General features: G+C 56.7%; 12 protein-coding genes. 7 read left to right on the plus strand and 5 right to left on the minus strand.

Features of this window, described 5'->3' with window-relative positions; translation table 11 throughout:
* Positions 1 to 38 precede the first annotated feature (38 nt).
* The 4 genes from alaS to ugpQ all read right to left on the minus strand — a co-directional run bounded on the left by alaS (position 39) and on the right by ugpQ (position 4,717).
* A complete protein-coding gene (gene alaS / locus LT85_RS18030; protein ID WP_038491562.1) occupies positions 39 to 2,663 on the minus strand; it encodes an alanine--tRNA ligase in 2,625 nt (874 codons plus the stop codon).
* A gap of 258 nt (positions 2,664 to 2,921) precedes the next feature.
* The gene (locus tag LT85_RS18035) at positions 2,922 to 3,155 is read right to left on the minus strand and encodes a hypothetical protein (protein WP_038491566.1); all 234 of its coding nucleotides are present in this window, start codon (positions 3,153 to 3,155) and stop codon (positions 2,922 to 2,924) included.
* Positions 3,156 to 3,216: 61 nt separating this feature from the next.
* Positions 3,217 to 3,852, minus strand: coding sequence for a hypothetical protein (locus LT85_RS18040; protein WP_253273570.1), 636 nt, complete (start codon positions 3,850 to 3,852; stop codon positions 3,217 to 3,219).
* 88 nt (positions 3,853 to 3,940) lie between these two features.
* Positions 3,941 to 4,717 (minus strand): glycerophosphodiester phosphodiesterase, encoded by a 777-nt coding sequence (gene ugpQ / locus LT85_RS18045; RefSeq protein WP_038491568.1) that lies wholly within the window; start codon positions 4,715 to 4,717, stop codon positions 3,941 to 3,943.
* Between the two features lie 255 nt (positions 4,718 to 4,972).
* Between ugpQ and LT85_RS18050 the strand changes: the two genes are divergently transcribed.
* The 6 genes from LT85_RS18050 (at position 4,973) to LT85_RS18075 (ending at position 10,603) form a co-directional block, all read left to right on the plus strand.
* Entirely contained in the window at positions 4,973 to 5,257 is a 285-nt protein-coding gene (locus tag LT85_RS18050; RefSeq protein ID WP_038496711.1) for a 2TM domain-containing protein, read from the plus strand.
* On the plus strand, positions 5,254 to 6,354 hold the full coding sequence (locus LT85_RS18055; RefSeq protein ID WP_038491571.1) for a sensor histidine kinase: 1,101 nt from the start codon (positions 5,254 to 5,256) through the stop codon (positions 6,352 to 6,354). The genes LT85_RS18050 and LT85_RS18055 overlap by 4 nt, the downstream gene beginning before the upstream one ends.
* Positions 6,351 to 7,145: a LytR/AlgR family response regulator transcription factor gene (locus LT85_RS18060; protein WP_038491574.1), complete on the plus strand. Its 795-nt coding sequence runs from the start codon at positions 6,351 to 6,353 to the stop codon at positions 7,143 to 7,145. Before LT85_RS18055 ends, LT85_RS18060 begins: the two co-directional genes overlap by 4 nt.
* Before the next feature lie 203 nt (positions 7,146 to 7,348).
* Positions 7,349 to 9,124, plus strand: coding sequence for a glutamine--tRNA ligase/YqeY domain fusion protein (locus LT85_RS18065; RefSeq protein ID WP_038491577.1), 1,776 nt, complete (start codon positions 7,349 to 7,351; stop codon positions 9,122 to 9,124).
* Between the two features lie 180 nt (positions 9,125 to 9,304).
* Positions 9,305 to 10,000 (plus strand): DUF4429 domain-containing protein, encoded by a 696-nt coding sequence (locus tag LT85_RS18070; RefSeq protein ID WP_038491580.1) that lies wholly within the window; start codon positions 9,305 to 9,307, stop codon positions 9,998 to 10,000.
* 93 nt (positions 10,001 to 10,093) lie between these two features.
* Positions 10,094 to 10,603 carry a DUF1993 domain-containing protein gene (locus LT85_RS18075; protein ID WP_038491583.1) on the plus strand — a complete coding sequence of 170 codons (510 nt, stop codon included), beginning with the start codon at positions 10,094 to 10,096 and terminating at the stop codon, positions 10,601 to 10,603.
* Between the two features lie 302 nt (positions 10,604 to 10,905).
* On the opposite strand, the gene LT85_RS18080 is transcribed toward LT85_RS18075, so the two are convergent.
* Positions 10,906 to 11,817, minus strand: a complete 912-nt coding sequence (locus LT85_RS18080) for a LysR family transcriptional regulator (RefSeq protein ID WP_038491585.1) — start codon at positions 11,815 to 11,817, stop codon at positions 10,906 to 10,908.
* A gap of 138 nt (positions 11,818 to 11,955) precedes the next feature.
* On the opposite strand from LT85_RS18080, the gene LT85_RS18085 reads away from it, so the two are divergent.
* Positions 11,956 to 13,218: an MFS transporter gene (locus tag LT85_RS18085; RefSeq protein ID WP_038491587.1), complete on the plus strand. Its 1,263-nt coding sequence runs from the start codon at positions 11,956 to 11,958 to the stop codon at positions 13,216 to 13,218.
* Positions 13,219 to 13,231: the final 13 nt, after the last annotated feature.

Below are 13,231 nucleotides of genomic sequence, written 5' to 3' on the forward strand. Positions count from 1 at the left end.
CTTCCCGCTTTGCGCCCTCGGACATGAGGGATGATCTTTTATGCGCGTTCGCCAACCCAGGCAACTACGCCTTGCAATGCCGCCGCCAGGCCGCTCGGATCGGTACCGCCGGCTTGCGCCATATCGGGACGGCCGCCGCCCTTGCCACCAACCTGCTGCGCCACGAAATTGACCAGTTCGCCGGCCTTGACCTTGGCAGTCGCGTCGGCAGTAACGCCAGCGATCAGGCTGACCTTGCCGTCCTTGACTGCCGCCAGCACAATCGCCGCTGTTTTCAGCTTGTCTTTCAGCTTGTCCATGGTTTCTCGCAGGGCGGCGCTATCTGCGCCTTCCAGCGTCGCCGCCAGTACCTTGATGCCGTTGACGTCCACCGCCTGCGTGACCAGTTCATCGCCTTGATTCGCTGCCAGCTTCGATTTCAAGCTGTTCAGTTCCTTTTCCAGCGCCTTGACATGATCCTGCACCTGCGCGATACGCTGAGTCAGCTCTTCCGGTTGCGTCTTCAATGCAGCTGCGGCTTCATTGACGCGGTTACTCAGATTTTGCACCAATGCAAGACCTGCTTCTCCGGTCACGGCTTCGATACGACGGATACCGGCCGCAACGCCGCCTTCGCCGATGATCTTGAACAAGCCAATATCGCCGGTACGCGTAACGTGGGTACCACCGCACAGTTCGCGCGATGTACCGATCGACAGCACCCGTACTTCGTCGCCGTATTTTTCGCCAAACAAGGCCATGGCGCCAGCGCCTACGGCGTCGTCAAACGACATCAGCCTGGCTTCGGTAGCGACGTTGGCAAGAATTTCACGATTGACGATTTCTTCGATACGACGGATTTCGTCGGCGCTGACCGGCGCGTTATGGCTGAAGTCGAAACGGGTCTTGTCGGCATCGACCAAGGAACCCTTTTGCGCCACATGCACGCCCAGCACTTCGCGTAAAGCCTTGTGCATCAGGTGGGTGGCCGAGTGATTGCGGATGGTGCGCCCGCGTACTGCGGTATCCACCTTGGCGTTAAGCTTGTCGCCGACAGCCAGCGCACCGCTGCGCAAGTGGCCGTGATGCCCAAAAACCTCTGCCTGGATTTTCAGCGTGTCGCTCACCTCAAACACGGCGCCAGTGGCTTCCAGGACACCGGAATCGCCAACCTGGCCGCCTGATTCGGCATAGAACGGTGTGGTGTCGAGCACCACGATAGCATCTTGACCGGCTTCGATTTTTTGCACTGCGCTGCCATCTACATAGAGGGCCAGAACCTTGGCATCGTGGGTCAGTTCATCGTAGCCAACGAAACGGGTCTTGTCGCCGCTGTACTCCACTGCCGCCGTCATCTTGAATTTACCGCCTTCGCGCGCGGTCTTTTTCTGGTGTTCCATTGCGGCGTCAAAGCCGGCTTCGTCCAGTTCGATGTCGCGTTCGCGGCAGATATCCGCCGTCAAATCCAGCGGGAAGCCAAACGTGTCATACAAGGTAAATGCTGTGGCGCCGCTCAATTTCTTTGGATTCTTGAGCAACTCGGCCTCCAGTATTTTCATACCGTTTTCCAGTGTTTCGCCGAAACGTTCTTCCTCTTGCTTCAAGACCTGCTCGACGCGCTCGGCAACTGCCGGCAACTCCGGATAGGCAGCACCCATTTCCAGCACCAGGTCCTTGACCAGCTTATAGAAGAACGGCTTGGTCTGGCCCAGCTTGTGGCCATGGCGTAACGCACGGCGAATAATGCGGCGCAGTACATAACCGCGGCCTTCATTACCCGGAATCACACCGTCGACCACCAGGAAGGAACAAGCTCGGATGTGATCGGCGATCACTTTCAGCGAGTTGTTTTCGAGGTCGGTAACATTGGTTTCGCGCGCGGCGGCTTTGATCAGGCGCTGGAACAGATCGATCTCATAATTGCTGTGCACATGCTGCAACACCGCAGCTAGGCGCTCCAACCCCATGCCGGTATCGACGCATTGCTTCGGCAGCGGCGTCAGGGTTGCGACGCCGGTTTTCGGATCGATCTGGCGGTCGAATTGCATGAAAACGTTGTTCCAGATCTCGATATAACGGTCGCCATCCTGCTCCGGGCTGCCCGGAGGACCGCCCCATACATCAGGACCATGGTCGTAGAAAATCTCGGAACAAGGGCCGCAAGGACCGGTATCGGCCATTTGCCAGAAATTGTCCGACGCATAAGGTGCGCCCTTGTTGTCGCCGATACGGACGATGCGTTCTTTCGGCAGGCCGATGACCTTGTGCCAGATATCATAGGCTTCATCGTCGGTTTCATACACCGTGGCCCACAATTTATCGGCCGGCAAGCCGTACACCTTGGTCAGCAGTTCCCAGGCCCAGACCAGCGAATCATGCTTGAAGTAGTCGCCGAACGACCAGTTGCCCAGCATTTCAAAGAAAGTATGGTGACGCGCGGTATAGCCGACGTTTTCCAGATCGTTGTGCTTGCCGCCGGCGCGCAGGCAGCGCTGTACCGAGGTGGCGCGCACGTAGTTGCGCTTTTCTGTACCCAGGAACACGTCCTTGAACTGCACCATACCGGAGTTGGTAAACAGCAGTGTCGGATCGTTGCCGGGGACCAGGCTCGACGAGCGCACGATGGTGTGGCCTTTGGATTCAAAGAATTTGAGAAACTTTTCGCGGATTTCGGCTGAGTTCATGTTCTTGGGCAAAAAATGAAACGGAATAAGGGCAATCGACGTTTAGCAGCGCGGGCAAACCGAGGTCGGTCCGAAGACGTTGCTAAATAGGTACTTTTGCAAACCTTCGATTATACGTGATACCTGCCAAGCGATTCAGCAGGACACGTATGAAAAAAGCCCACCGGGATCACTCCCGACGGGCTTTTAATGATATCAGGTAAGAAATTCAGGAGAATCGGCCCAAATCTGACCCTGTATCAATCGTGCTGCGCGCTATTAAGCGCCTTTATTGACTGGCGTTGGAGTGATGGCGTGGCTTTTCTTGTGGTGATGTTTTTTGTGCTTTTTCATCGCCTTTGCTGGTGCACCAGCATCCGGTGCAGCTGCAGGAGCGGCCATAGGAGCCGCAGGGGCAGGGGCAGGGGCAGGGGCAGGGGCAGCGGTTTGCGCCATGACAGGCAGAGCGAAAGCAGCGACAACTACAGCAGCCAGCAATTTATTGATCTTCATTTGGAAATCCTTTCAGTTAGGTAAAACAAACAAATCTGTTGCCTTAAAGATAAATCAACGATCAACCATTCGTTTTATCACGGTGAATACGTCCTGAAACTCGGTTCTGCACTCGATTAACGCGGGCCTGTTCATTTGCGTTGACATGACCGTTACGGGCAACCCGTGCTTCAGTGTGATCAACATGCGCCTCGCCGCGCTGCAAGTTGCCTACCTGACGCTTGTCTAGGCTACCGGATTTGATACCGTTTTCAATCCGCTTCTCCTGATTGGCGTTGCGCTGCACATCGGCTTGCATACGCTGGCTGGAAGCTGAATTCGGATTGCCGATCGCGCCGTTATGCTTGTCTACATTGATATTCTGGCTCACTTTGTTCTGCATGCCCTGAATGCGGGCTTTTTCCACCGGACTGAGATTGCCGTTCTTGAGCGCATTGGCTTCAGTGCGATCAACCTTGGTCTCCTGATGCTCAAGCTGACCTGCTTCGCGGGTAGTCAGCTGGCCAGATTTCAAACCGCTTTCAATCCGGTTTTGCTGATTGACGTCACGCTGGGTTTCGCTGGCGACAGATTGTGCGAAGACCGGTACCGCCAGCAAGGTGGTTACGAGAGCTGTCAGCAGGAAGGAGAGTGATTTCGTGGTTCTCATGGTAGTCCTTTCGGGTTGACTGGTTAGGCTGATGAGCTGCTTGCCCATGTGACCTTAAACGCAAGCAGCAGCAACTCGCCGACAAAGGACTTGTAAGCCATGTAACGAAACGTAAACCAAAGTAAATGCCAGGAGACTAGGCAAAATCGGCCGCAATCAAGTCGATCCGGTCCGTGCAGAATCCATCCACGCCCCAGCCGAGTATTTCCGCGGCGCGCGCCGATGTATTCACCGTATAACAGAACAAGCCGTAACCGGCTTGCTTCACCGCTTGGGCCTGCATTGGCGACAGGTATTTGTGGTTGGTATGCAGGGCTACCGCATCCAGTTCCTGGAGCCGTTGTTGCCAGTCATCTGCGATCGTATCTGTCAAAAATCCGCGCGGAATATCGGGCGCGGCGACCTGGGCGGCGCGCAGCGCATCAAACGAAAACGAAGAAAACAAAGGCAATGCCGGATCGGGCCAGGCGCCACCATTGGCCGCCACATGCGCCGCCAGCTCAACCTCGAAGACCTCCTCGGTGATTTGCGCCACTACTCGCCCGGTCTCTATCTCAAATCCCTCGGCAGGCTTGATTTCAACATTCATCCAGATGCTGTTCTGCCGGCAAAAGGCTAGCACCTGGCGGTAGGTGCAGATCCGCTCACCGGCAAACTGCGGACCCAGCCAGCTGCCGGCATCCATCACAGCCAGCTGGTCGGCATTGACGTCGGACACCTTGCCAACACCCCGCACAGTTCGGCCGAACACCGGGTCGTGCATCAGAATCGGCACCCCGTCGCGCGACAGCATGACATCGAACTCGACGGCATGGAAGCCGTGCTCCAGGCCGCAACGCATGGCCGCCAAGGTATTTTCCGGAGCCAGCGTGCCGCCGCCGCGGTGCGCGACTATTTTTGGATAGGGCCACATAATCTTTTCTTTCTATCGAATATACGAGAATGGCAAACGCGTATTACAAGCACTTTTTGCTGCCAGCCGACTGCGCTTGGCTGACACGCTTAGTTGACAGTTAAGCGCCTCATTCTTCATGGATTCAAGAATTTTAGCAATCGGCGACCGCTGGCGGTGATTCGCGCCGTGCAATGCCGGTTTCGTCGCATTCCACTTTTTGGCGGCGCAGGAGCCGCTCACAATGGCCTTATTCCCACTCTATTGATGACTGCCATGAACGACGCCAACCAAAGTTTGCAAGACGCTCGCCGCCAAGTCGAACGGAAAATCGGCTTTTACCTGCACCTGGCAGTATATTTGATTGTAAACAGCAGCCTTTTACTGCTGAATTTCTTGCATAATCCCGGTCAGCCTTGGGCACTAGGACCGCTCTTCGGCTGGGGAATCGGCTTGCTTTTTCACGGCCTCGCTGTATTCCTCAGAGATCCTGGCGCGCAGTGGAAGCAACGAATGATAGAACGAGAATTACAAAAACATAAACGTACTCCGCCAACATGAATCCAGCTCCAGAGACCGCATTGCCGCCCGCCGCCGAACCGCTTGCACGACGCTTGCTGCGCACCCTGTACATCAATCTCGGCATCGATATCATTTGCGCCGTGATTGTCACTTACGTGATGCGCATCAGCGACCGGTTCCTGCCTAACCTGGTGTTTTCACTATGCATCGGCTTGACGGCGATGGTGTTGATAGAAGCCGGCCGCTCCCTGATCTGGCGTAATGCCATGCCGCGCAAGGCGCACTTCCTCGCTTTCATACTGATAGCGGCAGGTATCGCCCAGTTCCTCGGTATCCGCTTGGCCAACCAGCTGCTCGGCCTGCCCACAGATAATTTCTCTATGTATATGAATGTAAGCGGCCTCGGCCTGATTATCCTGACTGTCTCGGTCTGCATCGGCGCCACCCTGTTTTTCTGGAACCTCAGCACGCTGGCCGAACTGCGCAACCAGGCAGCCAGTGAACGAGCCCGCGCTGTCGCCGTCGAGAAGCAAGCCTTACAGGCGCAACTGCAGATGCTGCAGGCGCAAATTGAGCCGCATATGCTGTTCAATACCCTGGCGACCTTGCAAAGCCTGATCGCATTGGACGCTGCAAGGGCGCAGCAGATGCTGGATCAGTTGATCCATTTCCTGCGCGCTTCGCTGTCTTCCTCTCGCATCGAGCAAACCACGTTGGCGCAGGAATTCAGCCTGATGGAAGCCTATCTGGAACTGATGTCGCTGCGCATGGGCAGCCGTCTCAGCTTCGAACTGCAATTGCCGGCCGCGTTGCGCGATACCGTAATCGCGCCGATGCTGCTACAACCCCTGGTCGAAAACGCCATCAAACATGGCTTGGAACCCAAGATAGAAGGCGGCCGGATCGAGGTCAGCGCCAGCCGCCACGGCCAACTATTGCTGCTCGACGTCTGCGATACCGGCCTCGGCCTGGCGCCAGAACCACTGCAAGCACCGGCCAGCCACAGCAGCCACATCGGTCTCAGTAATATCCACGAACGGCTGCAGGCGCTGTACGGCGCCCAGGCCAGCCTGAGCGTCAAGCCTAACCTTCCGCATGGCGTCATTGCCCAACTCCAATTACCTATCCAGTCATGACTACACCATCCAATCTGCGCGCCCTGATAGCCGAAGACGAACCGATCCTGGCAGCCGCGCTGCGGCAAGCCTTGGAGCGCCTGTGGCCTGAACTGCAGATCATCGCCAGCGTCGACAATGGCCAGGCTGTGGTCGAGCAAACCCTCCGGCAGCGTCCCGACATCCTGTTCCTGGATATCAAGATGCCAGGAAAAAGCGGTTTGGAAGCGGCCCAGGAACTGGCCGAGGAATGGCCGGAGAATGAGGCGTTCCCATTGATCGTGTTTGTCACCGCCTACGACGAGTATGCGATTACCGCCTTCGAACATGCCGCCGCCGATTATGTCCTGAAGCCCATCAGCGATGCGCGCCTGGGCAAGACCATCGACCGCTTGCAGCAGCGCCTGCACCAAAACAATGACAGTAATGCCGCTCTGGATCGCCTGATCGGCCAATTGCACAATATGCAACCACGGACCAATACCGAGCCGCTGACCATGATCCGCGCCGCCGTCGGCAACCAGATCCGCATGATCCCGATCAATGAGGTGATTTATTTTGAAGCCAGCGACAAATACATCAATGTCGTCACCGCCGACAGCGAGTCGCTGATACGCACCAGTCTCAAGGAATTGTTGCCGCAAATCGATAACCGCCAGTTCTGGCAGGTGCACCGCGGCACTATCGTCAATCACCAATGCATCCAGATGGCAATCCGCGATGAAAGTGGCAAGTTGTCTCTGAAATTGCGCGGCCGTAGTGAAAGCCTGGCGGTCAGCCGGGTATTTGCGCATCTTTTCAAACAAATGTAAGAGATCCCGCTTTGCAAAGACTTGACGTGATTGATTATGTCATTTTTAACAATGAAATCGCGTCAGCCGCTACCCTTTTGCTACCCTTTTTGCAGCTGGCTGATCGCAGTGCAACAAAATCCCTCAGGTCGCGCCTGCAAAGCGTCACGCTACGGTAAAATGAGTTATCACCTCATTCTGCAAAGCGTATAAATAAATCCTCCATGAGCACAGATCACACCAACGGCCATACCCCACCTGCACCTGCCTCGTCCAATTTCCTGCGCGGCATTATCGAAACCGATTTGACGGCTGGCGCCTACGCTGACCGCCAGGACAGCCAGGGACAGCCATTGCCGCAAGTGATCACGCGTTTCCCGCCGGAGCCGAATGGCTACCTGCACATCGGTCACGCCAAGTCGATCTGCGTCAACTTCGGCCTGGCGCGTGATTACGCCGGCCGCTGCAATCTGCGCTTCGACGATACCAATCCGGAAAAAGAGGAACAGGAATACGTCGACACCATTATCGACAGCGTGCGCTGGCTGGGTTTCGACTGGAAAGACGGCACAGGCGAACATTTGTACTTCGCCAGCAACTATTTCGACAAATTGTACGAAATGGCGGAATACCTGATTACCGCCGGCCTTGCCTATGTCGATAGCCAAAGCGCCGACGAGATGGCGGCCAACCGCGGCAATTTCGGTGAAGTCGGCAAGGATTCGCCGTTTCGCAACCGCTCTGCGGCAGAGTCGCTGGACCTGTTCCGCCGCATGAAGGCGGGCGAATTCAAGGATGGCGAGCACATCGTGCGCGCCAAGATCGATATGGCTTCGCCCAACATGAACCTGCGCGACCCGGCTATCTACCGCATCCGCCACGCCCATCATCACCGGACCGGCGACAAGTGGTGCATCTACCCGATGTACGACTATACGCATCCGATTTCGGACGCCCTGGAAAACATTTCGCACTCGGTCTGCACCCTGGAATTCCAGGATCACCGGCCGTTCTACGACTGGATCCTGGAACACCTGAGCAGCGCCGGCTTCCTGCAAAAACCGGTGCCGCATCAATACGAATTCTCACGCCTCAACGTCACCTACGTCATCACCAGCAAGCGTAAATTGCGCCAACTGGTCGACGAAGGCATCGTCGACGGCTGGGACGATCCGCGCATGCCGACCCTGGTCGGGATCCGGCGCCGCGGCTTTACGCCGGAAGCGCTGCAACTGTTTTGCGATCGCACCGGCGTCACCAAATCGGACGGCTGGATCGACATGAGTTCGCTGGAAGGCGCACTGCGTGAGGATCTCGACCCGAAAGCGCCGCGTGCTTCCGCAGTGTTGCGGCCGCTGAAGCTGATCATCGATAACTTCCCCGAAGGTGAAACCGTGGCTTGTCATGCGCCAGTCTATCCGCCAGCGCATCCGGAGCACGCCACCGCACTGCGTCACTTTCCCATCAGCAATACGCTGTGGATCGAGCAGGAAGATTTCATGGAAACCCCGGTCAAAGGATATTTCCGCCTGTTCCCGCCGACAGCCGACAAGCCAGGTAGCCGGGTCCGCCTGCGCCATGGTTTCGTGGTCGAATGCACCGGTTTCGATAAAGATGCAGACGGCAAGGTCACTGCAGTACATTGCACATATTTTCCAGATAGCAAGAGTGGCACAGAAGGCAGTGCCAACTACAAGGTCAAGGGCAATATCCACTGGATCAGCGTGGCGCATGCGCTAGAAGCTGAAGTTCGGCTGTACGACCGTCTGTTTACCGATCCGCATCCGGATGCCGGCGGCAAGGATTTCAAAGCTGCACTGAATCCGAACGCCAAGGAAGTGATTACCGCATATCTGGAACCCGGCCTGAAAGATGCCAAGCCGGAAGACCGTTACCAATTCGAACGACATGGTTATTTCATTGCTGACCGGATTGACTCGCTGCCCGGCAAACCGGTATTCAACCGCACCGTCACCTTGAAGGACGGTTGGAGCAAATAAGCCGGCCAACTCTCAAAAAAAAGACGCCGCACTGCAAATTCAGTGTTGCGTCTTTATTCATTTTCCAGCCGGTGTTACATTATGCCTCTACAGGCGGCGACAATTGACGCTGTGATGATGGCAAATGGGTTGTAAATAACAAGGTAAGCAGACGTGGGGCAAGCGGTCATACAGGTAGAAATGCAAGTACGGGGCGTAAATGGCCAGGTAACGCTACTCAGTGACCGGTTACAGATCAAACGGGCCGGCGCCATGGCCCGCCTGACACAGGCCAGGAACGGCGACAAGGATGTATTGCTGTCCGATCTGAGCGGCGTCCGAATTCACTTGCCAAGCCTGCTCAGCAACGGCTATATCCGCTTCTTCCTGATCAACGGCGAATCCGCCGACGCCACCCTGATCCGCGCCGCCAGCGACGCCAATACTGTGTTGTTCAGCAGCCGCCAGCTGACCCGCTTTACTTTGCTCAAAAACGAGATCGAGAAAAAAATTGCCGCATTGCAGCTGCCAGTACTGCTGCTCCCTGCCCCCGCAATTATCTCTGAACCTGCAGTGGAAGCAATGGCAGAACCCCCAACGGAGCCAGCATCAGATGCTGCAACGGAGTCAGTTTCAGAACACACATCAGAAGAATCTGCATCTATAGTAGAACCTGTGCCAGAAGCTGCGCCAGAGCCGGTATCTGCACCAGAAATTACGCCTGAAGTTCTCGCTTCAACTATTCCGACAATTGCCCCAACAGTTTCCCCGGCAGCCCCCGCCGGGCTTCCCCCAATAGATTTCGAACAGCTGGACCTGTTGGCGGAACAGTTTAAACAGGGCTTGATTTCACGTTCGGAATGGGTCGCTGCCAAGAAGAAACTGCTGCGCCTTTAGGCAATTGCGAGGTCGTCAGCGGACTCGCCCCGCAAGCACTATAATCATCCACCTTCCCTCGAGCATGACGCGACAACCAACCAAGGAATTTCCATGACTATCTCCATGTACAGCACTTCAATTCCCGTCTTCAAGCAATTGCTAAACGCCCTGAGCGACGTCTTGGCGAAAGCCGAAGCCCATGCAACCGAAAAGAAGATCGACCCGAACGCACTGTTGCAGGCGCGCCTGTTTCCAGACATGTTCCCGCTAGTACGCCAGGTGCAGATCGCCGCCGATTTCGCCAAGAGCGTACCAGCCCGCCTGGCCGGCGCAGAAGTGCCTTCGTATGAAGACAATGAACAAACCTTTGCCGACCTGCATGCCCGTATCAAGAAGACACTGGCATTCATCGATGGCCTGCCGGCTGAGAAAATCGACGGCAGCGAAGCGCTGGAAATCGTCTTGCGCCCAGGTACGCCGAAAGAGAAGAAGCTGAACGGCCAGACGTATCTGCTGGGCTATGGCTTGCCGCAATTCTTTTTCCACGTCACTACCGCCTATGACATCCTGCGCCACAACGGCGTGGAAATCGGCAAGCGTGATTTCATGGGCGCTTACTAAGTCCACGGGAAATAATCTTTTCGTAAATTGAAAGCGGCCTGCGGGCTAATGCCGTTCAGTTAAGGATTTTTCTTTGTTATCCGAACGGCATATTTCTTTGGTCTGCCCTTGACGGCCCGGTCGAACTGATGACCGGGCCGTTCTTCATTCAGGAGGTAACCAGCCTTTCTCGCAAATCCTTCATGGATGCCGGCAACTTGCCATAAATAAAAATGCCGTTCAGTCTTAACTGAACGGCATTAGCCTGCGGGCCGCTTTTTTATTGCCTGCGCCAATCCGCGTTATAGCCTTGTTGCGGCATATCAAACCGGAAAATGCAATTCTTCCTCCAGCATCACGCTCATATCCAGACGCAACCGCTCGATCGGCGCCGCCAATCGGCCCGGGGTCCGGGGATGCACTAGCCAGGTATTCACACCGCCCCTGAATTCAGGCACTGTCAAGACGCGCAACTGGTCGCGAAACGCGCTGCGCCTCCACGCGCCCGGCATGATCATGCCAATCCCGACCCCTCGCGCCACCAGCGATAATTGCAGCTCGGTACCGAAGGTCTCAACCGCCACATCCAGCGGCAAACGCGCCGCATCCAACGCATGCCGGATCGAGCGACGTATGCCGCAGCCGTCCTGGTTCACCACCCAGGCGTGCGCGGCCAATTCAGCCAGGGACAAGCTGCCCTCGCTCAATGAAGACGTACGGCTAGCCACAATCAGAGGCATCTGATGACTGAGCAGATGTGCCGTCAGTGTATTCGGCGGCATCACATCGTCGGGCAAGACTACCGCCGCCGCATCGATTGCATTGCTTTCCACTAAAGTCAGCAAGGCGGGCGACCAGCCGGTGGTAATGCGCAAAGTCAGCTTGCCGAATTCGCTGCGCAGGCTGTCAATCGGGCGGGTAAGCGCCAATTCAGCCAGAAAAGGTGCAATTCCAAGACGAAATTCACCGCTCACATCCGAACCGGACTCTACCCCGGCCAGCAAATCGGCCAGCGAACCCAGCACGCGACGGCCGCGCTCATAGACTTCTTTACCGGCGGCGGTAGGTTTAAGCGGTTTCGACTGGCGCTCCAGCAGAGCCACGCCCAAGCGGTCCTCCAGGCTTTGGACACGGCGACTGATACCCGGCTGGGTCAGATGCAAACGTGTAGCGGCAGCAACAATCGAGCCCGTTTCTACCACTGCCACGAAAGCCTCGATATCGTGAGTATTCAAAACAAACTCGCATAATAGTTATGATAATAATTCACTTGTAGCATAAACATGCGCGATGCACAATCGCTTCATTGAAACAGTTTGCCAAGGATCGGACTTCGCCGAACCTGCTGCAAACCATGCTACCTAAAGAATCCCATGAGCGTTCCCAATTTGCCGCCCAATGCCGCCTACCCTGCCGCCAGGACAATCGCCACACATGCCGCCAGCGACGGCATCTCCGCTGTGCTACAACTCTTATTTGCAGCCGCAGTCGGCATTACTGTCATCAATTTATTTGCAACCCAGACGCTGATCGCGCCGATTGCCGCTGCGCTTGGACTGGATTCCCGGCTGAGCGGCATGGTCGCCATGCTGCCGCAACTGGGTTACGCCGCTGGCCTGATCCTGCTAGTGCCGCTGGCCGACTTGCTTGAAAACCGCCAGTTGATCGTGCGTCTGCTGGCCTGCTGCGCGTTGGCGCTGGCAGTAGCGACCGTATCAGATTCAGGCTGGGTCTTCCTGCTGGCCATCTTCCTGGCTGGCAGCGCTTCCAGCGCAATCCAGATCATGGTGCCGCTGGCTGCCCTGATGGCTTGCGAAGCGCATCGCGGCAGAGTGGTCGGTAACGTGATGAGCGGTCTGATGCTGGGAATCCTGCTGTCGCGGCCGCTCGCCAGCCTGCTGGTGGATATCGGCAGCTGGCGCTTGCTATATCTGGTGCTGACCGTATTGGTTGCGCTGGTGGCGGCCACTCTGAGCCGCACGCTGCCGACGCGACAACCGGCTGCCGACCTTCCTTACCTGAACTTGATCAAGTCCCTGTGGAATTTACTGCTGAGCCAGCCCGTGTTGCGCCGGCGTGCGCTGACCGCAGCACTGGCGATGGCAACCTTCAGCCTGTTCTGGACTGCCGTCGCCTTGCTGCTGACGCAAGCGCCATTCAATCTGAACCAGCGCCATATCGCCCTGTTCGCGCTGGCCGGCGCCGCCGGCGCAGTCGCGGCGCCGCTCGCGGGCCGTATCGGCGACCGCGGTTGGACCAGGCCCGCCAGCCGGGCAGCACATGCGCTGATGATTGCGGCGTTGCTGCTGGCTGGGGTTGCCGGCGCCGGCTGGGGTGGTTTTACTATTGCGGCCCATCCATTGCTCGCCATCGCCATGCTGGTGCTGGCGGCGATCGGCCTGGATGCCGGCGTTACCATCGATCAGACGCTAGGCCGGCGCGCCATCAACCTGTTGCAACCCGAAGCGCGCGGACGTCTGAACGGCTTATTCGTCGGTATTTTTTTCGTCGGTGGCGCTGTAGGCGCTGCGAGCGCGGGACTGGCTTGGATCAATGGCGGCTGGACTACGGTCTGTCTGCTCGGTATCGCTTACGCTGCGGCCACGCTAGTGATCGGCGCATTGCAAAAAGACTGAGATCAGAATCTGG

The sequence above is a fragment of the Collimonas arenae genome (assembly GCF_000786695.1).
GTDB lineage: Bacteria > Pseudomonadota > Gammaproteobacteria > Burkholderiales > Burkholderiaceae_D > Collimonas > Collimonas arenae_A.